The sequence below is a fragment of the Embleya sp. L77 genome (genome assembly GCF_055557415.1).
Genome location: NZ_CM145710.1, coordinates 194,648 through 220,802, shown reverse-complemented (window position 1 = coordinate 220,802; position 26,155 = coordinate 194,648). Strand labels below are relative to the sequence as shown.

General features: G+C 69.3%; 32 protein-coding genes and 3 pseudogenes. 13 read left to right on the top strand and 22 right to left on the bottom strand.

Translation table 11 applies throughout. The annotated features are described in order from the left end of the window. Nucleotides 1-41 precede the first annotated feature (41 nt). The 5 genes from ACZOOI_RS30880 (at nt 42) to ACZOOI_RS30860 (ending at nt 4,415) form a co-directional block, all read left to right on the top strand. The gene (locus ACZOOI_RS30880) at nt 42-326 is read left to right on the top strand and encodes a phosphopantetheine-binding protein (RefSeq protein ID WP_465282856.1); all 285 of its coding nucleotides are present in this window, start codon (nt 42-44) and stop codon (nt 324-326) included. After that, nucleotides 313-1,536, top strand: coding sequence for a beta-ketoacyl-[acyl-carrier-protein] synthase family protein (locus ACZOOI_RS30875; RefSeq protein ID WP_465282855.1), 1,224 nt, complete (start codon nt 313-315; stop codon nt 1,534-1,536). Before ACZOOI_RS30880 ends, ACZOOI_RS30875 begins: the two co-directional genes overlap by 14 nt. A 280-nt stretch (nt 1,537-1,816) precedes the next feature. Further along, nucleotides 1,817-2,902, top strand: coding sequence for a type III polyketide synthase (locus ACZOOI_RS30870; protein WP_465282854.1), 1,086 nt, complete (start codon nt 1,817-1,819; stop codon nt 2,900-2,902). Between the two features lie 206 nt (nt 2,903-3,108). Further along, a complete protein-coding gene (locus tag ACZOOI_RS30865) occupies nt 3,109-3,633 on the top strand; it encodes a hypothetical protein (protein WP_465282853.1) in 525 nt (174 codons plus the stop codon). A 422-nt stretch (nt 3,634-4,055) separates the two neighbouring features. Continuing rightward, a complete protein-coding gene (locus tag ACZOOI_RS30860; RefSeq protein WP_465282852.1) occupies nt 4,056-4,415 on the top strand; it encodes an SDR family NAD(P)-dependent oxidoreductase in 360 nt (119 codons plus the stop codon). Nucleotides 4,416-4,805: 390 nt separating this feature from the next. Here the strand turns inward: ACZOOI_RS30860 and ACZOOI_RS30855 are convergent, their stop codons facing one another. From ACZOOI_RS30855 to ACZOOI_RS30845, 3 genes are all read right to left on the bottom strand, one after another. After that, a complete protein-coding gene (locus ACZOOI_RS30855; protein WP_465282851.1) occupies nt 4,806-5,129 on the bottom strand; it encodes a transcriptional regulator in 324 nt (107 codons plus the stop codon). Next, nucleotides 5,126-5,587 (bottom strand): hypothetical protein, encoded by a 462-nt coding sequence (locus tag ACZOOI_RS30850; RefSeq protein WP_465282850.1) that lies wholly within the window; start codon nt 5,585-5,587, stop codon nt 5,126-5,128. Before ACZOOI_RS30850 ends, ACZOOI_RS30855 begins: the two co-directional genes overlap by 4 nt. Before the next feature lie 212 nt (nt 5,588-5,799). Beyond that, the gene (locus tag ACZOOI_RS30845; RefSeq protein ID WP_465282849.1) at nt 5,800-6,603 is read right to left on the bottom strand and encodes an MBL fold metallo-hydrolase; all 804 of its coding nucleotides are present in this window, start codon (nt 6,601-6,603) and stop codon (nt 5,800-5,802) included. Between the two features lie 647 nt (nt 6,604-7,250). Between ACZOOI_RS30845 and ACZOOI_RS30840 the strand changes: the two genes are divergently transcribed. The 3 genes from ACZOOI_RS30840 to ACZOOI_RS30830 are packed head-to-tail and all read left to right on the top strand — an operon-like array spanning nt 7,251 to nt 9,884. Next, nucleotides 7,251-7,871: a helix-turn-helix domain-containing protein gene (locus tag ACZOOI_RS30840; RefSeq protein WP_465282848.1), complete on the top strand. Its 621-nt coding sequence runs from the start codon at nt 7,251-7,253 to the stop codon at nt 7,869-7,871. After that, entirely contained in the window at nt 7,864-9,282 is a 1,419-nt protein-coding gene (locus ACZOOI_RS30835) for a pyridoxal phosphate-dependent decarboxylase family protein (protein WP_465282847.1), read from the top strand. The genes ACZOOI_RS30840 and ACZOOI_RS30835 overlap by 8 nt, the downstream gene beginning before the upstream one ends. Beyond that, nucleotides 9,279-9,884, top strand: coding sequence for an HAD-IA family hydrolase (locus ACZOOI_RS30830; RefSeq protein WP_465282846.1), 606 nt, complete (start codon nt 9,279-9,281; stop codon nt 9,882-9,884). Before ACZOOI_RS30835 ends, ACZOOI_RS30830 begins: the two co-directional genes overlap by 4 nt. 711 nt (nt 9,885-10,595) lie before the next feature. Here the strand turns inward: ACZOOI_RS30830 and ACZOOI_RS30825 are convergent. Further along, entirely contained in the window at nt 10,596-11,195 is a 600-nt protein-coding gene (locus ACZOOI_RS30825; protein WP_465282845.1) for a TetR/AcrR family transcriptional regulator, read from the bottom strand. Between the two features lie 70 nt (nt 11,196-11,265). Here ACZOOI_RS30825 and ACZOOI_RS30820 point away from each other — a divergent pair, with 70 nt between their 5' ends. Next, entirely contained in the window at nt 11,266-12,108 is an 843-nt protein-coding gene (locus ACZOOI_RS30820) for an MBL fold metallo-hydrolase (protein ID WP_465282844.1), read from the top strand. A gap of 610 nt (nt 12,109-12,718) precedes the next feature. Here the strand turns inward: ACZOOI_RS30820 and ACZOOI_RS30815 are convergent. The 4 genes and pseudogenes from ACZOOI_RS30815 to ACZOOI_RS30800 all read right to left on the bottom strand — a co-directional run. After that, nucleotides 12,719-12,934 (bottom strand): annotated as a pseudogene (locus tag ACZOOI_RS30815) (integrase core domain-containing protein); the annotation flags it as partial. Between the two features lie 227 nt (nt 12,935-13,161). Further along, complete coding sequence (locus tag ACZOOI_RS30810) at nt 13,162-13,293, bottom strand: integrase core domain-containing protein (protein ID WP_465282843.1); 132 nt, start codon at nt 13,291-13,293, stop codon at nt 13,162-13,164. Further along, the gene (locus tag ACZOOI_RS30805; RefSeq protein WP_465284183.1) at nt 13,293-14,123 is read right to left on the bottom strand and encodes an IS3 family transposase; all 831 of its coding nucleotides are present in this window, start codon (nt 14,121-14,123) and stop codon (nt 13,293-13,295) included. The genes ACZOOI_RS30810 and ACZOOI_RS30805 overlap by 1 nt, the downstream gene beginning before the upstream one ends. Then, nucleotides 14,006-14,320, bottom strand: a complete 315-nt coding sequence (locus ACZOOI_RS30800; RefSeq protein WP_465284182.1) for a transposase — start codon at nt 14,318-14,320, stop codon at nt 14,006-14,008. Before ACZOOI_RS30800 ends, ACZOOI_RS30805 begins: the two co-directional genes overlap by 118 nt. 262 nt (nt 14,321-14,582) lie before the next feature. Here ACZOOI_RS30800 and ACZOOI_RS30795 point away from each other — a divergent pair, with 262 nt between their 5' ends. Then, nucleotides 14,583-14,876, top strand: a complete 294-nt coding sequence (locus ACZOOI_RS30795; RefSeq protein ID WP_465282842.1) for a hypothetical protein — start codon at nt 14,583-14,585, stop codon at nt 14,874-14,876. A 177-nt stretch (nt 14,877-15,053) separates the two neighbouring features. Then, nucleotides 15,054-15,329, top strand: a complete 276-nt coding sequence (locus ACZOOI_RS30790) for a DUF6225 family protein (protein ID WP_465282841.1) — start codon at nt 15,054-15,056, stop codon at nt 15,327-15,329. A 3-nt stretch (nt 15,330-15,332) separates the two neighbouring features. On the opposite strand, the pseudogene ACZOOI_RS30785 reads toward ACZOOI_RS30790, so the two are convergent. From ACZOOI_RS30785 to ACZOOI_RS30720, 14 genes and pseudogenes are all read right to left on the bottom strand, one after another. Next, nucleotides 15,333-15,413: pseudogene (locus ACZOOI_RS30785) on the bottom strand (transposase); the annotation flags it as partial. Between the two features lie 22 nt (nt 15,414-15,435). After that, nucleotides 15,436-15,717 (bottom strand): annotated as a pseudogene (locus ACZOOI_RS30780) (tetratricopeptide repeat protein); the annotation flags it as partial. Further along, nucleotides 15,686-15,991 (bottom strand): tetratricopeptide repeat protein, encoded by a 306-nt coding sequence (locus tag ACZOOI_RS30775; protein WP_465284181.1) that lies wholly within the window; start codon nt 15,989-15,991, stop codon nt 15,686-15,688. The gene ACZOOI_RS30775 and the pseudogene ACZOOI_RS30780, both read right to left, overlap by 32 nt. Next, nucleotides 15,922-16,557 carry a tetratricopeptide repeat protein gene (locus ACZOOI_RS30770; protein WP_465282840.1) on the bottom strand — a complete coding sequence of 212 codons (636 nt, stop codon included), beginning with the start codon at nt 16,555-16,557 and terminating at the stop codon, nt 15,922-15,924. Before ACZOOI_RS30770 ends, ACZOOI_RS30775 begins: the two co-directional genes overlap by 70 nt. Nucleotides 16,558-16,708: 151 nt before the next feature. Beyond that, nucleotides 16,709-17,605, bottom strand: coding sequence for an AAA family ATPase (locus ACZOOI_RS30765; protein ID WP_465282839.1), 897 nt, complete (start codon nt 17,603-17,605; stop codon nt 16,709-16,711). Then, nucleotides 17,602-18,042: a hypothetical protein gene (locus ACZOOI_RS30760; RefSeq protein ID WP_465282838.1), complete on the bottom strand. Its 441-nt coding sequence runs from the start codon at nt 18,040-18,042 to the stop codon at nt 17,602-17,604. Before ACZOOI_RS30760 ends, ACZOOI_RS30765 begins: the two co-directional genes overlap by 4 nt. 215 nt (nt 18,043-18,257) lie before the next feature. Further along, nucleotides 18,258-19,447 (bottom strand): IS3 family transposase gene (locus tag ACZOOI_RS30755; RefSeq protein ID WP_465282837.1). Its coding sequence is split into 2 segments (ribosomal slippage): nt 18,258-18,535 and nt 18,535-19,447, totalling 1,191 coding nucleotides; the frame shifts between segments, so codons are not numbered across the junction. 161 nt (nt 19,448-19,608) lie between these two features. After that, nucleotides 19,609-20,253, bottom strand: coding sequence for an aspartate/glutamate racemase family protein (locus tag ACZOOI_RS30750; protein ID WP_465282836.1), 645 nt, complete (start codon nt 20,251-20,253; stop codon nt 19,609-19,611). 406 nt (nt 20,254-20,659) lie between these two features. Beyond that, nucleotides 20,660-21,037, bottom strand: coding sequence for a nuclear transport factor 2 family protein (locus tag ACZOOI_RS30745; protein WP_465282835.1), 378 nt, complete (start codon nt 21,035-21,037; stop codon nt 20,660-20,662). 66 nt (nt 21,038-21,103) lie between these two features. Further along, the gene (locus tag ACZOOI_RS30740; protein WP_465282834.1) at nt 21,104-22,306 is read right to left on the bottom strand and encodes a site-specific integrase; all 1,203 of its coding nucleotides are present in this window, start codon (nt 22,304-22,306) and stop codon (nt 21,104-21,106) included. Between the two features lie 928 nt (nt 22,307-23,234). Then, nucleotides 23,235-24,368 carry a tyrosine-type recombinase/integrase gene (locus ACZOOI_RS30735; RefSeq protein WP_465282833.1) on the bottom strand — a complete coding sequence of 378 codons (1,134 nt, stop codon included), beginning with the start codon at nt 24,366-24,368 and terminating at the stop codon, nt 23,235-23,237. A 27-nt stretch (nt 24,369-24,395) separates the two neighbouring features. Further along, nucleotides 24,396-24,662, bottom strand: coding sequence for a hypothetical protein (locus ACZOOI_RS30730; protein WP_465284180.1), 267 nt, complete (start codon nt 24,660-24,662; stop codon nt 24,396-24,398). Between the two features lie 38 nt (nt 24,663-24,700). Continuing rightward, the gene (locus ACZOOI_RS30725) at nt 24,701-24,946 is read right to left on the bottom strand and encodes a hypothetical protein (protein ID WP_465282832.1); all 246 of its coding nucleotides are present in this window, start codon (nt 24,944-24,946) and stop codon (nt 24,701-24,703) included. Between the two features lie 41 nt (nt 24,947-24,987). Beyond that, nucleotides 24,988-25,185 (bottom strand): hypothetical protein, encoded by a 198-nt coding sequence (locus ACZOOI_RS30720; RefSeq protein WP_465282831.1) that lies wholly within the window; start codon nt 25,183-25,185, stop codon nt 24,988-24,990. 36 nt (nt 25,186-25,221) lie between these two features. Here ACZOOI_RS30720 and ACZOOI_RS30715 point away from each other — a divergent pair, with 36 nt between their 5' ends. Continuing rightward, nucleotides 25,222-25,569 (top strand): hypothetical protein, encoded by a 348-nt coding sequence (locus ACZOOI_RS30715; protein WP_465282830.1) that lies wholly within the window; start codon nt 25,222-25,224, stop codon nt 25,567-25,569. Nucleotides 25,570-25,646: 77 nt separating this feature from the next. Further along, on the top strand, nt 25,647-26,063 hold the full coding sequence (locus ACZOOI_RS30710) for a VOC family protein (protein WP_465282829.1): 417 nt from the start codon (nt 25,647-25,649) through the stop codon (nt 26,061-26,063). Nucleotides 26,064-26,155 lie beyond the last annotated feature (92 nt).

The following is a 26,155-nucleotide window of genomic DNA, read 5'->3' as shown; positions in this document are numbered from 1 at the left end:
CGGGCGCTCCGGCCCGCCGCGACAAGACAGGAAACCCTCGAATGACACATGCAGTCGAACCGGCTGTGGCCCCGTCGGCGGAGCAGCTCGCGCTGCCCGAACAGCTCGTCACCCTGCTGACCAAACATCTCAAGGTACGGATCTCTCCCGACGAACTCCTCCCCACCACGACGTTCGAGGACATCGGAATGGACTCGTTGTCCCTGATGGAACTCGTCGTGGCGGCGGAGGAGGTGTTCGGGATCATCCTCCCCGAGGAGGCGCTGGACCTTTCCCCGTCCGCGACTCTCGGCGACGCGGCGCGGGGCTTTCATGCTGCGCACTGAGATCGCGGTCACCGGACTCGGGCTGGTGACTCCGGCGGGGCTGACCGCGGAGACGAACTGGGCCACCGTCTGCCGGGGCCGCTCGGTGGCAGCTACGGATCCCGTTCTGGAAGGACTGCCCGTCGACTTCTCCTGTCGGGTCGCGGACTTCGACGCCGAGGCAGAGCTCGGCCGGCCCACGCGGCGCCTGGACGACTTCGTCCGGTTCGCCTTGCTGGCCGCCCGGCGGGCCGTCTCCGACGCCGCTCTCGACCCGCACCAGTGGCGGGCGGAGCGGGTCGGTGTCGTCCTGGGCGTCGGAGCAACCAGCCTCGGTTCCTACGACAACGCCTTCAACCATCTCGAGACGGGCCACCCCGAGCGCGTCTCCCCGCTCACGATCCCGCGCAGCATCCCCAACATGGCAGCAGGTGAGGTCGCGATCGATCTGGGGGCGCGGGGCCCGAACTTCACCACTTCCACCGCCTGCGCCTCCGGCGCTACCGCGATCGGTGTCGCACGGGACCTGCTGCGATCGGGGACGTGCGACATCGTGCTGGCCGGCGGCGCCGAGTCCGCCCGATCCCGGATGACGGCCACGTGTTTCGCGCGGATGCGGGCACTCTCGAGGCGTCGGGATCACCCCGGCCTCGCCAGCCGGCCGTTCGACGCGGCGCGCGACGGATTCGTCCTCGGTGAGGGTGCCGCCGTGCTCGTCCTTGAACCTCTCCCGGCCGCACGGGCCCGCGGTGCGTCGGTCCAAGCCCTGCTGCGCGGTTACGGAGCCAGCGCCGACGCACACCACCCCATTGCCCCGCACCCCGAAGGCCGAGGCGTGATCCAGGCGATCACCGCGGCGCTGGAGGACGCAGGGTGCCGGCCGCGGGACATCGGCCACGTCAACGCCCACGGAACCTCCACCCCCACCAACGACGCGTTGGAGGCGGCTGCGCTGCACCGGATCTTCGGTGACCAGCTACCGCCGGTCACCGCCCCCAAGGGCGTGATCGGACACTCCCTCGGTGCGGCCGGGGCGATCGAGGCGGCATACACCGTTCTGGCCTTGCGCCACGCGACCGTCCCGCCGGTCGCGAACTTCGGGGGACAGGACGGGGATCACAAGCTCGACATCGTGACCGAGCACCCGCGCCCTCTGACCACCGGTACGGGGATCAGCTGTTCGTTCGGCTTCGGCGGGCAGAACGCCGTTTTGCTGTTCACGGCTCCCTAGCGGGGCGGACCGACAGCGAGAGATGTGAAATGGGGCCGACGCACGGGCGGACACGCGCCGGCGGGCTCGGTTGGCGGTGGTGCGTGCGGTGCCGGCGACGGTATGCCCCGGGGCCCGGGCGGCGTACGCGTACCCGCCGTGATGACGGCCGTGGGCCCCGCCGATTGACGGACGCCGGGCCACGCCCGCACCCCGCTGTGGAAGACCGCACCTGCAAGGACCGCCCTCGCCGAGCAAGACAAGGACTGAACCCGTGAGACAGACGACAGGAAGCGGCGGAATGGATCCGGTGACGTGCGCCCCGCAAGTGGCGGCCGTCGAAACCGTCTTTCCTCCCTACTGCTACCCGCAGGCGGAAATCACAGCCGCACTGACGGCCCGGGCACCCGTGAAGTCGGCGACGCGAACCCTCGTGGCGCACAAGGTGCAGTCCAACGCCGGAGTGACCACCCGCCACCTTTCCCTGCCTCTCGACAAACTCCTCGAACTCACCGAACGCGGCGACTTCACCGAAACGAACCGCTCATGGCTCGACACGGCCCTGGAACTGGGCGAGCGGGCAATGACCGCTGCGCTACGGGCGGCAGGGGTGGAACCGCAAGAGGTCGACGCGGTGTTCAGCACGACCGTCACGGGACTCGCCGTGCCGTCGCTGGAAGCCCGGCTGGCCCACCGGGTCGGGCTGCGGCAGGACGTCAAACGCATCCCGCTGTTCGGCAACGGTTGCGCCGGAGGAGCCGTCGGTCTGGCCCGGCTCCACGACTACCTGCGGGCCCACCCGGGCCATGCGGCCGTGCTACTCGCGGTCGAACTGTGCTCGCTGGTGTACCGGCCGAACGACACCTCCATGGCGAACATCGTCGCCGGCGGTCTGTTCGGAGACGGCGCGGCCGCAGTCGTGGCCGTCGGCGCGAACCGGGCCGACAAGGCAGTCGGTCCCGAACTGTCGGACACCCATAGCTGTCTCCTGCCGGACACCGAGGACGCCCTCGGATGGGGAATCGGTTCGTACGGCTTCCAAATCCTCCTCGCCCCCGAAGTGCCGGCACTCACCGAGGAGCACCTGCCCAAGGCCGTCCAGGGCTTCCTGTGTCGCCACGGCCTGACACCCACCCGGATCGGCAGCTGGATCGTCCACGGCGGCGGACCCAAGGTCCTCACCGCCGTCGAACGAGCCCTCGGCCTGCCCCCACAAGCACTGGACCTCACCCGGCAGTCGCTGGCGGCCCGGGGCAACCTCTCCTCCGTCTCCGTCCTGGACGTGCTGCACACGGCACTGAAGACGCCCCCACCTGCAGACACCTTCGGCCTGGTCGCCGCCATGGGCCCCGGCTTCGCCATCGAACAGGTTCTGCTCCGCTGGTGAAACGGGCCAGGGCGAGCCGTGAGCCGCCGGCCGCGCTCGCAGCGCCGGCGGCCGTCGGGACTCGTTCGCGCCGGACGAGCAGGACGGCGGGCTCCTGCCGCCGGACACGTGTCCTTTCCAGGGTGCACTCGTTCCATAGGCGGGCGGCCGGCCGTGCCGCCCGGCACCCATGCCTGCATTACCCTCGTCAAGGAGCATCTGCCAACATGTCCAAGTTCTGTACCGTCCAGCGCGCCGTTCTCACCGCAGCGGTGATGTTCACCTCCGTTCTGATGACCGGCGCCTCCGCCACTCAGGCAGACGCGGTGCCTTCCGCGTGTGTCGAGACCGTGACCAAGACGTTCGACAAGTTCCCCGTCGTGCACTACACGGTCCCCAGCGAAGTCAAGAACGCTTTGCTGAACGGGGCCGGCAGCTTGAGCGAAGCCGAACAGCAGAAGTTCACCGAGGCCGCGTGCTCGGCGTTGAACACCTGGTTCACCAATCACGGCGCGGCCGTGGCGAAGGACCTGGACGCACGCTACCTGGCCGCCGCCGGCCCGGTGTGCAACAAGTTCACCACCGCGACCATCGCAGTGGCAAAGAAGAACGTGCCCAACCTCCCCACCGCGACCAGGGAACTGGAGCCCGTGATCAAGAAGATCTGGCAGAACGCCATGCAGGCGCTCTCCGTCGATTCCCCCGACACCGGCTGCCGCCCGGCATACACCGCCGCAAAGGCCGGTTGGTAGCGCACCCGGATATCAGCCCGTGCCCTCCGCCTACCGCCGCAGGAGGGACGTAGGGCGCGATCGCCACCCAGCGGCACCGTGACGTCGGGGAGGCCGGCCGCGTACACGTCGGCCTATCCAACGGGGCTACGGCATGCCGGCGCGCCTTACCATTGCCGGCTCAGACGCGACCGAGGCCCCCGCGCGGACAGGCGACATGATCCCGTGGCCCGCCGGTGACGCGTGAGGCGCGGCATCGGGTCGTTCTTCCCCGAGGACCCGGTGCCGCGCCCACCAGGTTTCCTTCTCGCGCCTGGCCCTGTACGGGCCATCCGTCCGGGTGCTCTTGTGGGCCGCGGCAACTGCCCAGGAAAGGGCCGGTCAACCATTCTCTCAAGGCCCGGATCGTGGTTGTGCTGGTCACAGGGTTCTGAGCCGCGTCAGTGGTGCTGGGCGAAGGGGACAGGATCATCACCGTCGGCTCGGTCCTCGGCGCCCGATCCGGATTCCTGGGGGTGGCCGACTACGCGGCGACCAAGGCGGCGATCGTGGGGTACGGCAAAGGAGCGGCACGCGACCTCGGGCGCCGGAACATCACCGTCAATGTGGTCCAGCCGGGTGCCGTCGACACCGACATGAACCCGTCGGACGGCGAGAGCGCGAACGCCCGACGCGCCGCGAATCCGATGGGCCGGTACGGCCGACCGGAGGAGATCGCGGCGGCCGTCGTCCTCCTCGCGAACCCCGCCGTCTCATTGGTCAACGGCGCGGTCCTCGACGTCGACGGTGGCTACCTGGCGTAGCGCGCGACCCGCGCGTCGCGAACCCACACCGTGGACCCGCGGAGCGCAGCAACGGCAGGCCGGCGCGGCCGCATATGACCACCATGTGCCCGCGCCGACCTGCAAAGTCGAGTCGACCCCCAGCCACGAGGCGTCACCGACCCGAACGAGCCGAGCGGGCGCCGCCGATCGGTGCCGTCGGTCGCGCTTGTCGTCGCGCCGAGAAGCCGGAACCCGAGTTTCGGAGGCGGTTCGGGTCGGTGATTACAGGCTGCGCCGTCGGCACTTGCGTGACATGTCGCGGCGTACGCCCTGTGCACGGCCGCCGGACTCGGGTACGCGTACGCCCGGAGCCGTTCGACGGGGCGTGCGCCGGGTGCGTGGTGCGCCGGCTACGCGGCCGTGCACGCGTCAGGAGCGGGTGGCGGGACTCTCGGTGGGCCTTGTGGCGCCGGCGACGATGGCCTGCAGCGCCGCGACATGCCCGTCGAAGGCGTTCCGGCCGGCATCGGTCAGGCGGGCCCGCACCTTGCGGCGACCGCTGCTGAGGCGGCGCTCGGTGGTTACGTACCCGGCCTCTTCGAGGGTGGCGAGTTGCTTGGACAGCGCCGATTCGGAGAGCCCCAGTCGGTCTTTGAGGTAGGCGAACTCCGCCCAGTCGGCGGCGGCCAGCGTCGCCACCAGCGTCAACCGGGTGCTGGGGTGGATCAGTTCGTCGAACCGCGGCGCCGTCATGCCCGTGCCCACCGGCGCAGAACGCTCAGAATGTCCGGACCGCCGAAGCCGACGACGGCGGCGACCAGCACCGCAGCCCAGATGCCGGCGTGCTCCGCGCCGTCGGCGTCCAGTGCGAGCGCGGCGGCGATGGTGGCGCCGACGAGCACGACCAGCATGCCGATTACCACCAGTGGGGTGCGGCGCCCGGCGACGGCCGTGCTCACCTGCACTCGGCCGGTGCGTCGGCGCCCGCCGAGCAGGCGCGTCGCGACGATCGCGTGACCGGTGCCGAAGGCCGCGGCTGCGATTCCGCCCAGCCACGGCCATACGCTGCCGAGCACGCCCAGCACGATCCAGGCGGCGGCCATCGCCCACCAGTAGCCGCGGGGCAGGCCGACTTCGTCGGCCACGTGGCGCTGGGCACGGTCGACGGCGTCCAGCGCGGCGCGGGCCTGCTCCGGAGCGGTGTCGGTCATGATGGAACCCCCATCATCGCCCTCCGAGGTCGCAGGACCGGATCACTCGCGTCGGCCCTTGACTTTCCTGGTGGGAAAGCAGGCTGGATTCTGTCCCGTACCGGGTGCAGCGCACGTTCGAAAGGCGTCCGCCTTCGCGTTCGCCCGTGGCCGGGCTCGGCCGGCCGTGTCGCACTTGCCGTGACGCCCTGGTCCGAATACCCCTTACGCGGTCATCCCGTCGAGCGCGCCGTGGTGGGCGTGGACGAACCGATCGTGAAGGTGGCCCCGGGGGCGGCGTACTCTACGGGCCCGTCGAACCGGGCCGATGCACGTGCCACCGCCTGGTGTGGAGTGAGGAAGCGGCCGACATGCGTGACGATCAAGCGGCTCGCGGCGGCCGCGCCGGCGGTGTCTCCGGCGTCCTCCGGCGTGTGATGCACCGGCCGACCATCGGTCACTGTATGTGCACTATCGGCCTCACACAGCAGGACGTCGCACCTCGTTGCCAGATCCGTCAGGCTCGAACACGGCGCGGAATCCCCGGAATACACCAATGACCCGCCGGCCGTCTCGATGCGCACTGCGAACGCCGCGACGTCGTGTGCCACCTCTCGGGTGGTCAACTGCAGGGAGCCGATGGTCACTTGGTGGCCGTCGTGCAACTCGGAGACTGCGAAGGCGGATTCGATCGGACTGCGATCCGGCGTGTGGGTGAGAAAGGCGGCGAGTCGGTCGGCGATCCCCGGCGGACCGTAGAGGGGAATCGGGGCCGCCAGGCGAATATCCGCGTACAGCGCTCCGTAGTAGGCGGTGAGCAGGTCCGCGCTGTGATCGGCGTGCAGATGGGAGATCCAGATCGCGTCGAGTTCGTCCAGACGTACGTGTCGCTGTAGCGGACCCAACGTCCCGCTTCCCGCGTCCACCCAGATCCGGGTACCGTCGCCCGACACCAGGTAGCCCGAGCAGGGATTGTCCACGGTCGGATAGGGCGTCGCGGAACCCAAAACCGTAAGGCGCAAAGGCTCGTCACTCACAACCAGGATCCTAGTACTCCAGCAGAACTTCGACGTTTTGCCTGCTCACAGGTGGCGCGTGGCGACTGTGGTCGGCCGGTGGGCCGCCGGCAGCGGTCTTCACGGGCCCGCCCTTCGATCCTGTGCGGTCGACGCTGGTGGTGGCAGCGTCATGGCAGCCTCTCAACGTGATCAACGAGCCCGCAATGGAGACTTGGAACGACGGAGTCCCGATCGTCGATGGCGCAGGCTTCGTCAGGAAGGTCATCCTCTCTGCACGAGTGCGACGCCGGTTCTCCGGTACTGCCGGCCGCATCGAAGACCGTCCGGTGATCTTCGGGCGGGGTTCGCGCCGTTGGAGGGCGGAACAGTGGTGAAGTGCAGGGCCTGACGGCCGGCGAGGTTCAAGCCCACCTCGCCCAGGGTCTACGGAGCCGACGTATCGCGGCAGACGATCTGCACGAGTACCGGCAAGGTCCTTGCGGCACGGCCGTCGCGGAATCGGCCACTCGACCGCGTCCACCCGGAAGGGTTCCATCGGGATCCCCGTCTCTGGATCGAGCCGCGTCGCCCTTTGCGGGTCTTGACGCCAACCATCCCACCCGGGCGGTGGTCACCGCGATGCCCGATCCACTCGATAATGGATGGCATTCGCTATAGTGGAGAACATGAGTGACGGCAACGCCTTCTCCAGCGGCCTGTCCATTGCCGAGCTGGGGGCCAGGATCCGAGGCGAGCGACGGGCCCGGAGCATCACTTTGGCACGGCTTGCCACGCTGAGCGGCGTGAGCCAGAGCATGGTGTCCGAGGTGGAACGCGGCGCGAAGACGCCAAGCGTGCTGGTTCTCGACCGCCTGGCGACCGCACTGGGCACCTCGATTGCTCGACTGCTGGACGAACCGGCGCGCCCAGGCGTCGTGGTTCTGACCGGTGACCGGCAGCACGTGGTACGGGACCCGGCCGGGTGGGAACGGCGTATCCTTTCCCCGGTCCTGCCGGGTGTCGAATTCGAGTTCATGCGCACCACCCTGGAACCGGGCGTGGACGCAGGAGAGTTCTCCCCACACGCGCCGGGATCGCACGAGTACGTGGCAGTGGAACAAGGGTGTCTACGCCTGACCATCGACGGTGTGACCCATCGACTTCGGGCCGGGGACGCGGCCTATTTCCCCGGCAACCGCCGGCATGCCTTCGCCAACGACCTTGCCGAAGCATGCGTGTACTACCTGGCCATGGCACTGGCCCCGGCAGTCCAGCTCCACCGCCTGTCGGGAGGACACGATGCATGACCTGCGGCAAGCAGCCCGTTCGGCGGCGGAGCTCGCGGCCGATTACCTGACGGGCGTGGCCGCAGGGCCGGTGTGGCGGCCGGTGTCCGAGGCGGACCACACGTGGCTCACCCGCCAGCCACTGCCCGCCGACGGCCGCCCGTTGGCCGACCTCCTGGACGAGGTGCGCGACCGGATCCTGCCCTATCCCATGGGCAACGGGCATCCCCGGTTCTTCGGCTGGGTCAATTCCCCGCCGTCTCCCGCCGGCGTCCTGGTGGCAACCCTGGCGGCGGCCATGAACCCCAGCTGCGCGGGTGGAGACCACACCGGCGTTCTGCTGGAGCGCACCGCCGTGCGGTGGCTGGCGGAGCTGGTGGGATTCCCCCACCCCCCGGGGGCCGGGCTGCTGACCAGCGGAGCCTCCATGGCCACCATCGCGGCACTGGCCACGGCCCGCCACCAGGCGTTCCGCGAGCAGGGCCACGACGTGCGCGAGACCGGCCTGTACGGGCATCGCCCGATGGCGCTCTACGTGTCCGCCGAGGCGCACAGCTGCCTGCGCAAAGCGGCGGAACTTCTCGGCCTGGGCACCCGGTACCTCCGCACCGTCCCGGTCGACTCGGCTTTCCGCATGAACACCGGCGAGCTGCGACGTCTGATCGCTACCGACCAGCGAGCGGGGGTGCGGCCGTTCTTCGTCGCCGCCAGCGCGGGAACGGTCAACACCGGAGCCGTCGACCCTCTGGACGGCATCGCCGCGATCGCCCGCGAGCACGGACTGTGGTTCCACATCGACGGCGCATACGGCGCGCTCGGCATCCTCGCCGACGACGCCGCCCCCGGCTATGCCGGACTGGAACGGGCGGACTCTCTGGCTCTGGACCCGCACAAGTGGCTCGGCGTCCCCATCGATGCCGGCTGCATCCTCTTCCGTGAACCGGCCGGCCCGCGCGAGGCCTTCAGCCTGGTGCCCCCCTACCTGCGCGACGAGGACGCCGGCGAACTGGGCTGGTTCTCCGAGTACGGCCCCGAACAGACCCGCCCGTTCCGCGCGCTGCGCGTGTGGGCCACGATCGCCCACCTCGGCCGGGACGGCATCACTCACCTGGTACAGCGCACCACCAGGCTCGCGCACACGCTCGCCGAGTCGATCGAAGCTTCCGACGACTTCGAACTGCTCGCCCCGGCGGTCACATCCATCACCGCGTTCCGCCACCGCCCTCCGGGCCTCGACACAGACCGCACGGAAGCACTGAACGAGGCGATCCCGGCCGCCGTGCAGCGCCGTGGGCACGCCTTCCTCACCGGCACGCGGATCTCGGGTGCCGCGGCCCTGCGCGCCTGCGTCCTCCACCCCGGCACCACGAAGGACGACCTGACCGTCCTGCTCGACGAAATCCGAGCCGCGGCGCGGGAGGTCACCACGTGAATCATCAATACCTGGTCGTCGACCTCGGCGGCGTGCTGTTCCACTTCGACCACGCCCATCGCCTGCAACGCCTGGCCGATGTCTTTGCGCTCCCCGCAGATCGAATCGACGTGTTGCTGTGGCGGTCCGGGTTCAGCACCGACTGCGATTCGGGCAAGTACCGACACGCGGCGCGGATTCGGGACCGTATTCGGGCTGTCACCGGCTTCACCGGCAGCGACGATGACCTCGACGCTGCCTGGTGCAGCGCCTTCCGGCCCGACTACGCCGTTCGGGAGACACTGGAACGCCACCGCGGCTCCCGAACATTGGCGCTGTTCACCAACAACGGCCCGCTGGAGCAGGAGGCGCTGCTTCGGCTGTACCCCACGATGTTCGACTGCTTCGACCACCTGCTGTTCAGCCACCGCCTCGGCCACCGAAAGCCCGCCCTGGTCGCCTTCGCCGCCGCCGCGAAACGACTGGGCGCCTACCCGGGCGACATCCTCTTCATCGACGACAGTGCAGCCAACATCGACGCAGCACGCGCCGCAGGCTGGACCGCCCGCCACTTCCGGAGCAGAGAGACCCTCGAACAAGCCCTGCGCCCCCGAATCCGGTAACGCCATTGCACAAGGATGTTGATCATCGAGAGCTCCGGCGCCACCGTTTTCTGTTCGATCCGGCAGGTGCAGCCGCTTCCGGACGACGACTCCGCCGATCTCCTCGCCCCGTCCGGCCGTCGGACGGGCGATCTTGTGGGATACGGGCGAGGAGGGCGGCGTCGGCCGACGTGGGTATCCACATGTGCGCGAGGGCCGATTCCTCCTTGCATGGGGCAACGGACCCTCGCCACCGGCCTCCGGCCGTGAGGACGGTACCGGGTCTAGCGGCGTCGCCGCTGCCGCCTCGGCCGGTGTCTGCTTGGCGGCGGTGCCGGAGCACGAAGACGACGATGAGCGCGATGACGCCCAGCATGACGACCGGAAGCACCCACGGGTTCTTGTCCGCGTCGTTGTCCTGAGCGGTGGTGTTCGCGCCGTCGGTCGTGGTCGACGGTCTCGCCAACGATGTGGCGGACGTGCCGCCGCTCGTAGCGGGCGATGCGGCGGTGGAGGGCGTCGCCGGCAGGCCCGCATTCTCGCCTCGGAATCCGACGGGCAATACGCCTCCTGCGTGCGGTCGCCGCCGTCACCCACCTTCGACGTCGTCACGGTGCACCGGATCGTGAGGCAATCGACCGCGCCGAAGCGTGTCGGCAGGTTGGCGGATCGTCGCGGACCCACCGCCCGATGTCGAACCGCGTTCGCCCGCTTCCTCGACGGCGACGACGGTCACGGACGCACGAGCCGGCGGACGGCACGACGGGCGCGTGCCGGGGCGTTCGGATCCTCGAACATCCGGATGGCTTGGTGGGCGGCAAGAGCGATGCCGTTGAGCTCGAAGGCCAGTTGATCGATGTCGGTGCCGGTGGGTAGCTCTTCCGCCTCGACGGCCGCCCGCAGTTCACCGACGACGTATGTCGCCCAACGCGAGAGGGCGGCGTGGATGGCATCGCGCACGGGGCCGGGGCGGCCGTCGAACTCGACGGCGACGGATGTGAGGAAACACCCGCCGTGGCCTTCCGCGTCCGCCATGTAGGCGATCCATTCACCGAAGGCCCTTTCCAGGCGCCGGGTTCCGGGTTCGGCACCGACGAGCCGAGCGGGCACGCGGGCGCGGAACTTCTCCACTGCGGCGTCGATGGTGGCGAGTTGCAGTCCCTCCTTGGACCCGAAGTGGCGGATGACCCCTGCCTTGCTCATCCCGAGATCGGTGGCCAGCCGGCCGATGGTCACACCTTCGAGACCCTCGTCACCGGCGAGCGCGAACGCCCGCTCGATGATCCGGGTGCGGGTTGCGGCAGCTTCGACGGCGGACTTGCGCGGACTCATGAGAGAAGCTTAACGTACCGATCGTTCGCCAAATACAAACGATCGTTCGCTATCCAAGGAGCGCGCCCCCGTGAAGATCCACCACCTCAACTGCGGATCGATGCGCGAGATCGACCCCGGAGGCGCCGGCAACCCGCCCCTGACCCCGACGCGGGCCCTGAACCACTGCCTGCTCGTCGAGACGGACCAAGCGGGCCTCGTCCTGATCGAGTCGGGCTTCGGCACACAGGACGTCCTGCGCCGCGAAGGCACCCTCGGCCAGACCTTCCTCGATCGCACCCAGGCCGTCCTCGCGACGGAGGAGACGGCCCTGCACCAGATAAAGCAGCTGGGTCACTCTCCCGACGACGTACGCCACATCGTCCTCACCCACCTCGACCTCGACCACTCCGGCGGTCTCTCGGACTTCCCACAGGCCACGGTCCACGTCCACGAGGCCGAACTCCGCGCCGCCATGGCCCCCTCCGACCCCCACCCCGAGCACACGCTGCGATACCGCCCGGCGCACTGGGCCCACCACCCACACTGGAACCCGTACGCCTCGACGAAGGGAAACACCTGGTTCGGCTTCGACGCCCTCGAACTCGAAGGACTGCCATCGGAGATCATGCTGATCCCGCTCGCCGGACACACCCGAGGCCACTGCGCCGTCGCGGTCCGCGACGCCGACCGCTGGCTCATGCACGCGGGCGACGCCTACTACCACCAGGGACAGATCGACCCGACCAACCGCTGGTCCATCCCCCTGTGGGAAATGCTCGAGGAAATCACCGAGATCGACCGACCACTGCGCATCGGAAACCACGCCCGCCTGCGCGAACTCCTGCGCGACCACGGCGACGAGGTGGAGGTCTTCTCCGCCCACGACCCCTGGGCCTTCCGACGCTTCCGGCGGGCGACCCCGACCGACTGATCCGAGATTCCGACAGCCCAACAGATCGGCAGCCGGGCTGCGGGTCGCTCACGGCAGGACGGATGTCCCCACGCCGGCATCCGCCCCGAGGATCAAAGGTTGACGTACTCGTATGCGCCACCGTGTGGGTGGGCTCGACAGGTGGCGCCGGCCGCGATCCCCTCCTCGACCGCGCTGGCCGGGGCGGCGACCGCGGGGATGGCCGACACGCCGCCGACACGTTGCGCCGCTTCGTCCGGTCCGCTCGACAGCCACCGTGTCCCGGTCGCCCGGGTCGCCGAGGAACCCGAGCACCACCGGCCCCGCCGGGATCACGAGCAGGCGTGGCTCGACGCCCACATGTACGGCGACCACGATCCCGGGCCGGCGCCGGTGTGCCTTTCACCTGCTGGTTCCCGGGCAGGCAGAGTCGGCCGATCGGCGAGATTCGTGCCTGGAACTCGACCGCGGGCACTTGGCCGTCACCCACCGGGGCCAGCGGCGAGGGTAGTTCCGCCGCGAGGCGGTGCGGCGGCACTTCGAACCCGGCAGAGTCCGAGCGCTGTTCCGGAAGGGCGACCGGGGCCGTCGATGCGGGTGCGGGGGGAAAGACCTGCGATGGGGAGGCCATGTTCAGGGACTGATGAAGGCGCGAGTGATTGTAGGCGTGGACCGATGCGTCGATCGCGGCCTGGGCCGCGTTCTGGTCGGCGAACGGTTCGACGTGGTCCAGGAGTTCGCGTCGCAACGACTTGTGAAACCTCTCGATCTTCCCCGTCGTCGTCGGTGAACGGGGCCTGGTGAGGCGGGCGGTGATGCCGTTCTCCCGGCAGACGCGTTCGAACATGACCTCGGCGGGGACGGGCTTGGTGAACCGGCCGGTGAACTGCTTGCCGTCACCGGTAACGAGACCGTGGGTGGCACGCTCGACGTCGCGGGCAACGTCGATGCCCGGCAGGATCTCACCGTCGGCGGCAGGCTGACGCTCGGGGATCTGTGGGTTTCCCGTGATGCGCACGTCGGCGGTTGACGAGTCGGGCGGCTATTCCCCGGCCAGCCGCTGCGCCGCAGATCTCACCGTGGGAGGCGGGTGTGGTTGTACCAGTCGATCCACTCGGCGGTGGCGAGTTCGACGGCGGCCGGGGTGTGCCACGGGCCTCGGGGTTTGATCGACTCGGTCTTGTAGAGGCCGATGGTGGATTCCATCAGGGCGTTGTCGAGGGCGTCGCCGACGGTGCCGATGGATCCGGCGGTGCCCTTGCGCGCGCGAGGTGGGCGGCGAGGCGGAACGAGGTATATTGCGAGCCGGCGTCGCTGTGATGGATCAACTCTGCGTGCAGGATGGGGTGTTGCGTGCGGTCGCGCTGCCACAGGCCCATTTCGAACGCGGAGAGTACGAGGTCGGTCCGCTTGTTGCCGGCGGCCGACCAGCCGACGACGCGGCGGGAGAAGGTGTCCACGACGAACGCGACGTAGACGGTGCCGGCCCATGCGGCGACGTGGGGGAAGTCGGCCACCCACACGCGGTTCGGCTCCGTCGCGACGAAGTCGCGTCGCAACAGGTCCGGCGCCCGCGTGGCGGTCGGGTCCGGTTCGGTGGCGCAGACCTTCCGGCCGCGGACGGCGCCGGAGAGCCCGGCGTTCTTCATCAGTCGGGCGAAGGTGCAGCGGGCGACGTCGGTGTGGCCGCGGCGCTTCAACTCGGCCCAGACCTTGCGAACGCCGTAAACGCCGTGGTTGGTTTCGTGGACGGTCGCGATCAGGGCGGTCGGTTCCGCGCCGCGAACGGATCGTGCCGAGGGAGTGCGCGTCTTGTATGCGTGATAGGTGCTCGGGTGGATGCCGCAGTCGTGTGCGGTGAGCACGGTGCAGATCGGTTCGACTCCGCCGAAGCGGCCCCGGTGCTCGTCGACGAACGCTACGAGCGCGTGTGTGGCCGGTCGAGCTCGGCCGCGAAGAACGCCGCCGCCTTGAGGATTTCGTTCGCGCGCTTGAGTTCGGCGTTCTCCTTTTTCAACGCCTTGAGTTGCGCGGATTCCTCCGTCGTGGTCCCGGGTCGGTGACCGGCGTCGACCTCCGCCTGACGCACCCAATGGCGAAGCGACTCGGGTCCCACATCGAGCTTGGCGGCGATCGATCGGATCGCCGCGTGCTCGGACTTGTACTGATCACGGGACTCCAGCACCAGGCGCACGGCCCGCTCCTTGAGGTCCCTTGGATATTGCTTCGGCACGATTCGTCCGATTCTCTGAAGAACGAGAGTCTCGATCAAACTCGGAGCGGTTCAACTACCCAGACAAGGCCGCTCTGGTACCACTCACCGGCAAGGGTCGTCATGGAAGCAGATTGAATACGAGCCGCAGGTCTCAAGTCCTCTTGTCAGAAGTGCTGTTGCCGATCTGGGACCAAGGCTGCCAGTCGATCTGAACGCGCCGGCGGAGCGCGGAGGCGAACTTCTGAACAAGGATCGCGTCGGAGCACTACGGTGAGGCACCGTGACTGAAGAGTTTTGGTACCGCTGCGATGACTGCCAGGGTGAGAAAACCGTGATGGTTGGGGCGCTCGATCAGTCCGTTCAGTGCCCCGAGTGTGAGGGCCAGGGCACGGTCGACGAGGCAGGCATCGAAGCCTGCGATGCCTGCGAGGGCGCAGGGGAAGTGGACTTCCCCACAATCAGTGGCGGCGACGTTATTCTTGAATCGGGGACATGCCCCGGTTGCAACGGCCTCGGCGCCTGGGAAGGCGAGGAGGGTGACGAAGCGCACGGATCGGTTCGAGTGCCAAACTGAAGTATGAAGGTGCGCCAGCGCGCTGCCCAAGCGGCCCTCAGTACCTGAGGCGACCTTCCTACGTGGGCGGCTACGCCGCCCCAGAGAGCTAGTGCCGCATCAGACAACCTTTGCCCCACCCGTGCAAGCCAGGCGATGGGGCAGAGGTTGCCTTGGCCTGGGGCATATCCTGCGCTTATGGATGGTGATCAGGAGCTGGAGCGGTACCGTCACGAGGTCCGGGAGTGGACGGTGGGCGAGCTTCGCCGGGCGCTCGACGGGCTCCCCGACGAAATGTGGCTGCGCATCGACGTCCCGGTGGTGCCACGGTCCAACGATGTACCGGAAGCGGATCGTGAACTCGTTCTCGGTGGTGTCTTCGTGGACGACGCCGACCACCTCCCGCAGGACGAACTGGTTCTCCAGGCCGACTTCAGCACGGACTGGTACATGCGACGTCGAGCTCAGTCTTGAATGTCAGGCGACGTTTGCCCTGGCCACGATCTTGCGTAGGCGTTCATCGGCGGCGTGCTTGTTCCGCCAGATGATGTAGCGGCGAGATCAACGTGTGCGGGTGGCCGCCACCCAGCACCCGCACACGGCTGCGCAGGGTGCGTTCGTACAGCAGGATCGCCCGGCCACGGTCGCCGGTCGATTCGTAAGCGCCTGCGAGGTTGTCGCTGGAGGTGAGCGTGTTTGGGTGGTCGCCGCCGTGGATGCGTTCGCTGTCGCTCAGGGTGCGTTCGTACAGCGGGATCGCCCGACCCAGATCCCCCGTTGACTCGTACGCCCCTGCGAGGTTGTAACCGGAGTCCAGCGTGTGTGGGTGGTCACCGTCCAGCACCCGTTCCCGGTCTCGCAGGGTGCGCTCGTGGAGTGGGATCGCACGGGCCGACGTCGCCTGCCTCGATGTACGCGCCCGCGAGGTTGCTGCGCGAGGACAGCGTGTCGGGATCGTCGTCTGCCAGTACGCGTTCCCGCTTCCGCAGGGTGCGCTCGTAGAGGAAGATCGCACGGTTGAGGTCGCCGGCCGACGTGTACGCGCCCGCCAGGTTGTTGCGCCAGGTCAGAGTCTCGGGGTGGTCGTTGCCCAGTACGCGTCTGCTGTCCTGCAGGTTGCGTTCGAGAAGGGGGATCGCGCGGCCCGGGTCCCCGCAGACTCGTACGCCCCGGCGAGGTGGCCACGGGTGGCCATTGTGTGCGGGTGATCGTCTCCCAGTACCCGCCCCCGTGCTCTCAGGGTGCGTTCGAGAATGGGGACTGCGCGGGTGAGGTCGCCCATCGATGCGTACGCGTTCGCGAGATGGCCGTGAGAGGCCAGCGTGGCGGGATGCTCCCGACCCAGCAGCCGTTCGCGGGTCGCGAGGACGCGTCGGAAGGCGGGGATGGCGAGGGACACCGAGCCCTGTCCCAGCCGGTAGATGGCGGTGAGTTCCAAGGCACGGGCGGTGTGCGCGGTGTCCTGCTCGACGGGCTGGCGGATGAGGGTCTCGATGTGTGGGACGAGGCTCCGGCAACGCGGCCAGGCAGCGGGGTGGTTGATGTCGTCGGGGGCGGTGAATGCGAGGAGAGCTGTCGCCTGTTTGTGTGCGTGCTCGACGTCATCGGGGTTGCGGTGGGGATCGTGCGGGTCGGGGGTGCGGGCGAGGGCCTGGACGAGGTGGTGGACGCTCAGGGTGCCGTCGTGATTGTCGGTGATCATGCTGTAGGCGACGAGTCGGCCGATCGCGGTGGCGAGTTCGGGGGTTCGGCGAGACCGTCCAGGAGGTCGCGTGGGATGTCGTCGGGGGCGTACCAGGCCAGGATTCGCAGAATGTCCCCGGCGAGGGGAGTATCGGCCAGACGGTTCAGCGTCAGGTTCCAGATGCGGGCGACGGTGCGCGCGGAGTCGTCGCCCTCGGCGCCGGCGGCGAACAGCGCGGCGGGCCATCGGCTGAGCATGGCGAGGTAGGTACGCGCGGTGGTGCCGGTTTCGGCGCAATACGCCGCGGCCTGTTCCACAGCCAGGGCCAGGTGCCCAAGTTCCGCGCACAGCTCCTCCGTTCCGGTGGTGTCGCGGGGATCGTGGTGAGTGAGGACGCGGGTGAACAGGTCGAGGCGTCGGCGGGTCGGAGGGTGTCGAGTCGGATGGCGGTGGCGTGGTGATGCCAGCCGGTGGCGCGGCGGCTGGTGATCAGGACCCGGCCGCCGGGCAACCGGTCCAGGAGGGGGCGGATGTGGGCGGGGTCCTCGACGTTGTCCAGGACCAGCAGCCATCCGTCGTGTTCGGCCAGCCATCGGATCGCGCGTTCGGTCTGCGACTCGGCGGGCAGCGCGGCGAGCGCGGGTTGCAGGGCCCGCGCGAGCGCGGCCAGCCCCGCGTCGACTCCGGCCGCGTTGTTGGCGGTGACCCACCATCGCGGATTCTCCTGCCGCTGGGCCGCCCATTGGGCGGCGAGGGCCGACTTGCCGACGCCGCCGAGCCCGTGCACCGCGTGCACGACGACCCGACCGGGCCGGGTGAACGCCGCCTCCAACGCCGCGAGTTCGTCCACGCGGCCGACGAACAGGCCGGACCCCACGTTCGAGACCCCGCCGGCCGCGGCGTCGCGCGGGATCGGCCCGCACGCCTGCGCGGGCAGGACGAACGCCTGCTCGGCGCGGATGTACTGCGTCGACGACGCGATCACGTCGCCGCCCGCGACGATCGCGCCCTCGCTCCCGCAGAGGCTGGCGCCCGACGGCGCCCCGGCCTCCGGCTTCCCGGTCACGGGCGCTGGTCGGTGTGCGAGTCGTCGACATTCCCGCCCGCGACGATCGCCCCGTCGCCGCCCGCTACCCCCGGCCCGCCCCCGGGCGCCGGTGCCACGGGGACGCCGGTAGGCGTCGACCCGGTGTATCGGGTCGAGGACCTGGTCACGCTGCCCCCTGCCACGATCGCCCCCCGCATACCCGTCACCGGACCGGACACCGGAACCGGGACGGGCGGCACCGACGGACCACCCGACGGCCCGGGACCCGGGACCGGCACGCGCAGTTGCCACAGCGACACCCCGACCGCGACCACCCCGACCGCAGACCCGACGACGCCCCACGCCTGGGCCGCACCCTCCGGATGCGCGGCCGTCACCCACACCAGCAAACCCACCGTCACACAGGCCCCCGACAGCGCGAGACCCCACCAACACACCCGCAGCCAGCTCGTCATACCCACCATGGTGACCCCGAAGACATGATCAAGTCCGCCCGTCCCGAACGCCATCCCGGCTTCCGATCGCACCATTCCGAGGCACCGGCGACGACGAACCGAAGGACGACGATGGCGAGCTGCTCCGCGCGTGCCGGGTTGCTCCGTCCCGGCTGGTTTGAAAGATCTTGTCGATTGATCATGTGAGGTTTCCCCCGGAAGGTGGACACGGGGTTCTATGCGGCGAGTGACACCATATCCGCCTTGGCCGCTTGTGCCTCGAAGGCGGCCGGGCTGACGTAGCGCAGAAGGCTGTGTCGCCTGCGGTGGTTGTAGAACGCAATCCAGCGGAAGACGTCGATTCGTGCCTGATGCTCGGTCAACCACCCTCCTCCGTGGAGGACTTCGCGTTTGCAGGTCGCGAAGAAGCTCTCCGCGGCGGCGTTGTCGTAACTCGATCCGACCTTCCCCATCGACCGCCGGATCCCGTGCCGTTCGCAGGCTTTCGCGAATCCGCAGACGTGTATTGGGTCCCTCGGTCCGAGTGGAAGACCACCCCGGTCACACTCCCGCCCCGCATCCGGATCGCCGCCTCGATCGCGTCGACGACCAAGGAGGCCCGCATGTGGTCGGCGATCGACCAGCCGATCAACCGCCGCGAGTGCAGGTCGATCACCGTCGCGAGGTAGAGCCACCCGTCGCCGACCGGGAGATACGTGATGTCACCCACCCACTTCACGTCCCGGGCGGACGCGGTGAAGTCCCGCTCCACCAGGTCCGGCGCCGGCACGGCGGCCCGCTCACGCACGGTGGTCCGCACGCGTCGCCGCAGGTGACGGCCCACGATGCCCACCTCACGCATCAACCGGGCAGTGCGTTTGCGGTTCACCCCGTGTCCCTCCGCACGCAATTCCGCGGTGACCCTGGGGACCCCGTAGGTTTCGTGCGACGCGGCGTGCACGACCCGGATGCGTTCGGTGAGTTCCGCGTCCGCCGCCGCGCGGGCCCGCCGGGCCGGCGCGCCCGCCTCGTGGGCGTGGAACGAGGACCTGGACACACCCAGGACCCGACACAACCGCTTGACGCCGAACTCGGCGCGATGGGTGGAGACGAAGTCCCAGCGGCGGGTCCTCACTTCATCTCCCGTGCGAAATACGCGGCCGCCCGACGCAGGATCTCGCGTTTCTGGTGCCACTCGCGTTCGGCCTTGCGCAGGCGGGCCGAGCTCCTCGCGCCCGGCGGTGCTCAGCCGGTCGTCGCGCTCGCCCGCGTCCGCCTCGGCCCGGCGCACCCAGGCCCGCAACGTCTCCGCGTTGACTCCCAACTCGGTCGCCACCGAGCTGAACGTGCGGCTCCCGCCCGAAAGGCGATACAACGCGACCGCGTCGCGCTTGAACTCATCCGTGAACTTCGACGGACGTCCCACGTGGACTTCCCTTCCTGGACCCAACGATCCAAGTGTCAGGGTGTCCACGATCAAGGGGAAACCTCAAACGCGCCCCCACCCAGTTACAGGACCTCATGAACTCGGTGGGAGCAGGCCAGGGCTTGCACCTCTATCTCCCGAACCAACAAACCACCGGTAGGTCAGATGACGATCGGTCCACCGCGCCAGGTGGGCATCGGTCGCGATCCCATCGCCACCTCGAACGCCGCTCGGGAGAGCAACCGGGTGGAGTCGAGAACGGGAAGCGGGGAGACTTCCGGCGTCACCAGCAGGGGAATCTCCGTACACACGAGGGCGACCGCATCGCACCCGCGCTCCGCCAATTTCTCGATGATGCGAACGTACTCGCCACGAGAGCTGCCGGTCAGCACACCGTTCACGAGTTCCCCGAAAATGATGTCGTGGATGATACGACGATCGTCCGCGTCCGGGACCTCGGCGGCAATCCCGCGAGTCGCGAAAACCCCCGGATAGACGGGGCTGTCCATCAGGTATCGGGTCCCCAGCACGCCGACACATTGACGACCGTCCCGCGCGGCTTGCTCGGCTACCACTTCGGCGATGTGCAGGCCCGGCAGGGCCAACTCGTCACCAGGCATCGCAAGCGCCATGTGGGCCGTGTTGTCGGGGCACACGAAGAAGTCCGCGCCCGAGCCCGCGAGCCGCCGAGCGCTCTCGGCAAGGGTCCTCCTGATCGAGACGTATTCGCCCGCGTCCCACGCCGGCATGCTGCGCGCCATGGCGATGCAGTCCAGGGTGACGTCCGGATGGTCGTCGGGGCCCAACTCGCGGAACCCCTCCTGACAGAAAGCTCGGAAGCACAACGCCGCGCCTTCCGTGCTGTGCGCGAGGATGCCCAGGTGTTTCATGTCGGCTTCTCCTAACGGTTGGTTTGTTGACGGCGGCTCTGATCAGCGTTACTTCGTGAGGTAGCAGTATTCGTGGGCCCGTTCGTGGGTTGGGGCTCCAACGATCTTGGTGGGTCCCTGATGAACGCGGGCTGCCGGTGGCAGGGGGTTGGGGTTTGGGGCCCGTACGGGTAGGGGGTATCCGCTGCTCTGCCGGGTTCTTCCACGATTTCGGTTCCGGTTGGGCATTGGCGGGCGAGGTCACGTGATCGGTGGGATTCGGCGGACGGGCGGCTGCCTCCCGGTTGGACACCGGTGACAGCCCGCCTGCTCCGCATTCCGGTCACAGCCCGGTCGGCACCTTGTCCAGGAAGCCGTGCACGTTGCTCACCCGGCCGTCCTCGGTCAGCACCAGGACGTCGAAGCCGACCACGATGGCCTCCTCGCCGGCCGGGCCGAGGTTCCAGGTGAAACGCGCCAGGTTATGGTGAGCGTCGACCGGGCTGCCCAGGGAGAAGACGAGGCCCGCGAACTGGCCCTGCACCGCGTCCAGCGTCGCGTCGATCGCGTCGTGACCCGCTGCGACGGCCAGCGGGTCGACGTAGGTGCCGTCCTGGGTGTAGAGCGCCTCGACGAGCTTGCGGCGGGCGGCCGGGTCGGTCTCGTTCCAGGTGGCGATGTAGCGCTCGGCGATGGCGGTGAAGTCGATGTCGGCGGTCATCATTGCCGTCCTTCCGGGTGTCCTGTGGGCTTCCGGTTTGTTCCGGCCGCTCCGTTGGACATGAACTTACGGACTCCCACACGGACGGGAATCGGTCACGCATAGGTACTTTGGCAGGGTCAGGTAAGTGACGGGCGCCGACTGCACATGTTGTACGAACGAGACTCCGAGCTGAAAACCGGTCGCGGTCCGCAGCTTCGCGGCCGCTGTCGGCAGGGCGGGGAGGTCGCGGGTGGCGATCGTGCGGACTCCGGCGTTCTCGGCGGTCAGTGCCAGTGCGGCGCGTTGGGCGCCGGTCGGTCGGTAGCCGTAGCGGGCGGTGAAGCGGTCCAGGGTCTTGCGCCGGCGTTCGGCGAGGGTCTCGTAGAGCCGTTCGGGTATGCGGATTGCGGCGTCGTGGTTGCCGACCTTGGTCTGGTCGTGCCAGAACATCGCCAGGCCGCCGTAGCGGCCGATGCAGTCCCAGCGGACCTTGATCACCTCGCCGATGCGGCGGCCGGTGGTGACGGTGGTCTCCCAGATGTCGCGGACGCCGTTGTCGTGGGCGTCGTAGGTGGCGGCGAGTTCGGCCGGATTCGCCTCGTCGGCCAGGGCCAGGGCGACTTCGTCGGGGAAGGGACGGCGCGCGGTCCGGCCGGTGGTGGCGCCGGCTGTCGGGAACGCGATGATGAACTCCCTTTTCAGGCCGAGCCGTTCCGCGGCGCCGGTGTCGAGTGCCTCGCGCATCAGCTTGCGCACGGCGTTGAACACGACCGACCGGGTGACGGTGGTGACGACGCTCGCGGTCCCGTCCGGCCGCTTGATGGCCAGCGAAGGGAGCCCTTCGCGCTCGAGGTGGCGCTGGTCGGCGACGAAACGCTGGGCGTGTTCTTCCCTCGGAACCGCAGGGTCGTGGCCACCGCCGGGCGCCTCGACTTCCAGGAAGGCTCCGAGCTCGACGGAGGCCCGGCGAAGGTCGTCGACCGGGCCGGCCGAGCGGGGACAGCGCGGTGACCGCAACAGGTCCGCCGTGTGGTCCCAGGTCAGATCCCGCAGCCGGCGCTGCGGGATGCCGGTCAGGTCGATGTGGCTCATCCGGTGCGGGAACAGCACCCCGAAGTGCTCGGTCTCGAGGAAGCCGGCGTCCTTGGCCTCCTGCGGGGTGAAGTAGACCAATCGCAGCTCGTGCAGGATCTCCTTGGCGATCGCCCCGGTGAACGCGGCCGAACCGCCGGTCCCGAACTCGAAGTCGACCAGCGAGTTCACTTCCAGCGTGCGGCATGTGGTCACCAGCGACCGGATCCAGCCCGGATCCCACCGACTGTGCCGGGCTCGGCGGCCCGAACAGACCCCACTGGATCTCGGCTCGCACCAGGGGCCGCAGCCCGCGCAGATTGATCTGCCCCGGCCAGTGATGTGCCGGAACGGCAACACACCAGCGCCGGAACGCCGCCCGGTCGCCGTACTCGATCGGGACCGGCTTTCCGAACTTCTCGTATCGCGGCCACCAGTTGCTCGGCATCGCGGCCTTGCCGGGCCTGCCGTCACGGCGGTAGCGGCTGCCGTGCCATGAGCACAGCCCCAGCGGGGAGTCGGCCGGACTCGGGCAGACGACCGCGCCGCAGGGCCCGTAGCCGGGATACGCCTGTTTGCCAGACACCCACGAGGCGAACGCCGCGCTGTCGGCGCCCCGCTCTTCCACGAGCTCGGATGCCATTGACACAGGCGCAGTTCACTGCATGCCGCAGGCCGCTCAGGGCAGATCCGGCAAGCCATTTCCTCTGCCCCGACATGTCGGTCCAACCCCTGGGCGGCGGCCACGAAAGCGGCCCTGCCCACGCCGCGCTCACCGTTGGGGGTCCACTGCCGCTGATGCTCCGAGCACAGGTCCGACCCGCCCGTCCGGGTGCGTTCACAACCGGCGACGACGCACTCCCACCGGTAGATCGCGTGGCCTCGTGGGATCTCGATGATGTCGGGCCGGTAGACCGGGTCGAAGGACGGCCCGCCGATCAGCGCGGTCAGGATCTCCAGCCGGTCGCGGCCGACCCGGTCCGGACGCTCGGCGAACAGTGGCCGAAGGTACTCCTGCCGCCGCATCACGCCTCACCCCAGACCGCACGCAGAGCGGAGTCGAACGCCGGGTCGTGGATGTCGACGTGCCCGTAGACCTCGTCGACCATCGCGGCCGAAGCCCAGCCGCCGGCGTCCCGGGCGATCAGGGTGTTGCCGTTCGCGGCGTCGAGAACCGCCGAGGCAAAGGTGTGTCGGAAGGCATGGGTTTCACCAGCCCCAGGCCGGCGCGTTTCCCGGCCCGGCCGAGCATCCGGCGGGCACCGACCGGTGCCCACGGCCGGCCGGCATCGGCGCCGTGCAACTGGACCAGGAGCATGCCGTGCCCGGCCCCGCGCGGGTACTCGCTGGTGACGTACTCGAAGTAGGAGTGCACCATCGCCGGGCTGACCCGCTTGATCAGCCCACCGGTCACGATGCCGTGCTCGACCCGCCAGGGATGTTTGGTCTTGGCCTCGGCCCGGTTCGGGTTGCCCGGGCGGTGGCAGACGTGCAGGTGAGGGGTGCGGCACTCGCCGCAGGCCGCGTTCTCGCGCAGGTGCAGGTCGACCAAGTGCAACCCACAGAGCTCACCGATTCGCAGGCCGCCGTCCGCGAGCCAGTCGACGACCAGCCGGTCCCGGGCGGCGTTCACCGTGGCCGGCAGCTTCTCCCTCGCGCCGTCCGGGAGCATCTTCGGATGCCGACGGTGCGGCCCCGAAGGCGCGAGCGGATTGGTCGGCAGCGATGACTTCACGTGCCCGAAGAAAGAACGACGCCGGTCCAGCCGCGACGGCAGCCGGGACGCATCGAGTTTCCTGCCGAGTTCTCCGTTTACGCCGCGGGAGGCTTGATGCAGGTAGAAGCCCTTCAGGCAAGCCGCAGCGGTCGACAGCGCGGACCGTCCGTAGGGACGCTTGCCCACTCGCCACGGCTCGCCGAGCGACATGCGGACCGCGGCTCCCATGATGCCCATGTACCGCTCAAGATCCCGCAGTTGGACCGTGCCGAACGCCAGGCACTCGCGCTCCAGCCACCGAAGGTGGTCCACCAGGTAGTACGCGTAGGTTTTCTGCGTGCCCGAGCCCTCGTGCTCACGCAGGAACCGGTCCGCCTCCGCATGCAGTGTTCCCTCGGGCCAGACGATCGTCCACGACCGCTGCCCGTCCTCCCGTTCGCTCTTCTGGACCCTCAAGTCCCCGACCACGACGTGCCGTACCACGTGTCCTCCGTACCGACTCCAGAACATGACAGACGTCCCGGACAAGGTCGGTAAACAAGCCCGGGACGTGCTGGTCACAGTCCCAGACGGACATCGCGGGCAGGACTACCCGCGGTCGGTAAAGTCGATGAGGACCAGGCGGACACCGGCCCGGCCGTAGGTGTGGCAGACGGCTTCTGTGATCTGGGCGTGCGTCATGCGGGTGGTGATGGGGATGCCGAGGTGGCGGGCGAACTCGGCGGCCAATGCCTTCGCGGTCGCGCCGGGCGGTACGAGGACGTACGCCACCGGCACCCACCCCTCCACCCCTGCACCCCCCGCGCCGCCTCGGGTGGCCTCCGCAAGGTGGCAGGCGCGTCCGGCGCGGTCCAGCGCGGTGGTCTTCCCGGCCGCGGCGGGCCCGGTGACGATCAGCGCCGGTCGGGCGGTGGTCTGTTGCTGGCGTCCCGGGCCCGGGACGCCGGCGTGCGTACGTTGGTGGCGAGGGTGTCGATGGTCGGGGTGCGGACGGTGACGAACGCGGAGTGGTAGGCCAGGCGTTCCTCCCGACTGCGTGGCGGGGCATCGGGCTGGGGCGGTGTCGGGGCCGGCGCGGCCACGAAGTTCCGCCCACCCTGCCAGGTGGTGACCGGCCGGGATTGTTCCGTCGCGTCCATACCCTCGCCACTTGGGCCGTCGCCCGACTGCTCACCGGGGCTCACCATTTCAGGGCCTCCTCGTGTGCGTCGTAGAGCCCGTACCCCGTGTGCGGCGGTGCGGGGGAATCGGGGTCGTCTTCGTCGGCGTCCCATCCCGGCAATGGTGACTCGTCGGGGCCGTCGTCGAGTTCGTCGAGGCCGTCCTCGCCCGTCCCCGGGGCGCTGTCGCCGAGGTCCTGCCCCCGCCCTTCGTGCACGGGGCGTGCCGGCGGGGGAATCCGGGTGGCGCGGTCATGACCACGACCGTCCCCGACGAGGGCGATCCCGACGACGCGTTCGCCGAGGCCTGCGTCCGCGGGATCGACTTCTCGGGAATCCCGGTCGTGGTGCGGTTGGACCGCGTCCGTACCCGATTCGTGCCCGGCCGGGCCGAGTCGGCGGCGGCCCTCGTGCACATGGACGTCCTGCCGCCCGACCGCGCCCGACCGCTCGCCGCCGCCTTCGGCTGTTTCCGGCTCGGCGAACTCGACGCCATGACGGGCATACGGAGGTGTTCACGCACGCTCCGGCCGGTGCTCCGGTCGGACGCTGCCCGATCTCTGTCCCGTCTCGTCACCGGAGATGAATCGTCGGGACGCTAACCCTTCCGCTCCGCCTCCACCACCGCGGCTGGATCACCGACGATCAAGAGGCCGACCGGGTCTTCCACGAGGACGTCATGGGCCTGCCCCCGGTGGCCGCGTGGAACGAGAGCGACGTGCTGTTCGTGGCCGAGCGCGTCTACGGCCACGCCTTCCACGGTCCGGCCGACGCAGGCGCGTTGGCGTTCTTCCGGTTCGCCGACCCGAAGGACCGGGAGGAGTTCGGGACCGACATCCATTTCACCGCCTGGCGCCGCATCGCCTTCGGGGTCGACCGGGAAACGAGGGACGCCGTCCGCGGACGCCTGGCCGCGGCCGGCTGTCCGAAGGAGGACGCCTGTGTGATCGACCACGGATACCGCCTGTCGCTGTACGTCAAGGATCCGAACGGGGCTACACCCGGAATTCCCCCTCGACCTCCCCGGCACGGAAAAGATCGAAACGGACCGGCGGACGACGGCGCATGCCGTTCCGGCCCGCCGGCTCGGTGGTGACCACGGTGGCAACGATCGATGGCACTGACGTCCACCCACCCCCGCGGACACGATCGGGACCGGAGCCGCGTCCACCTCGCGCGTCCTCTCGA

Excerpts from the sequence above, each read along its gene's own strand:
- ACZOOI_RS30880 (WP_465282856.1), top strand. The coding sequence starts at position 42 with ATGACACATGCAGTCGAACCGGCTGTGGCCCCGTCGGCGGAGCAGCTC.
- ACZOOI_RS30875 (WP_465282855.1), top strand. The coding sequence starts at position 313 with ATGCTGCGCACTGAGATCGCGGTCACCGGACTCGGGCTGGTGACTCCG.
- ACZOOI_RS30870 (WP_465282854.1), top strand. The coding sequence starts at position 1,817 with ATGGATCCGGTGACGTGCGCCCCGCAAGTGGCGGCCGTCGAAACCGTC.
- ACZOOI_RS30865 (WP_465282853.1), top strand. The coding sequence starts at position 3,109 with ATGTCCAAGTTCTGTACCGTCCAGCGCGCCGTTCTCACCGCAGCGGTG.
- ACZOOI_RS30855 (WP_465282851.1), bottom strand. The coding sequence starts at position 5,129 with ATGACGGCGCCGCGGTTCGACGAACTGATCCACCCCAGCACCCGGTTG.
- ACZOOI_RS30850 (WP_465282850.1), bottom strand. The coding sequence starts at position 5,587 with ATGACCGACACCGCTCCGGAGCAGGCCCGCGCCGCGCTGGACGCCGTC.
- ACZOOI_RS30840 (WP_465282848.1), top strand. The coding sequence starts at position 7,251 with ATGAGTGACGGCAACGCCTTCTCCAGCGGCCTGTCCATTGCCGAGCTG.
- ACZOOI_RS30835 (WP_465282847.1), top strand. The coding sequence starts at position 7,864 with ATGCATGACCTGCGGCAAGCAGCCCGTTCGGCGGCGGAGCTCGCGGCC.
- ACZOOI_RS30825 (WP_465282845.1), bottom strand. The coding sequence starts at position 11,195 with ATGAGTCCGCGCAAGTCCGCCGTCGAAGCTGCCGCAACCCGCACCCGG.
- ACZOOI_RS30810 (WP_465282843.1), bottom strand. The coding sequence starts at position 13,293 with ATGGAATCCACCATCGGCCTCTACAAGACCGAGTCGATCAAACCCCGA.
- ACZOOI_RS30790 (WP_465282841.1), top strand. The coding sequence starts at position 15,054 with ATGGATGGTGATCAGGAGCTGGAGCGGTACCGTCACGAGGTCCGGGAG.
- ACZOOI_RS30770 (WP_465282840.1), bottom strand. The coding sequence starts at position 16,557 with ATGATCACCGACAATCACGACGGCACCCTGAGCGTCCACCACCTCGTC.
- ACZOOI_RS30760 (WP_465282838.1), bottom strand. The coding sequence starts at position 18,042 with ATGACGAGCTGGCTGCGGGTGTGTTGGTGGGGTCTCGCGCTGTCGGGG.
- ACZOOI_RS30745 (WP_465282835.1), bottom strand. The coding sequence starts at position 21,037 with ATGACCGCCGACATCGACTTCACCGCCATCGCCGAGCGCTACATCGCC.
- ACZOOI_RS30725 (WP_465282832.1), bottom strand. The coding sequence starts at position 24,946 with ATGGACGCGACGGAACAATCCCGGCCGGTCACCACCTGGCAGGGTGGG.
- ACZOOI_RS30715 (WP_465282830.1), top strand. The coding sequence starts at position 25,222 with ATGACCACGACCGTCCCCGACGAGGGCGATCCCGACGACGCGTTCGCC.
- ACZOOI_RS30710 (WP_465282829.1), top strand. The coding sequence starts at position 25,647 with ATGGGCCTGCCCCCGGTGGCCGCGTGGAACGAGAGCGACGTGCTGTTC.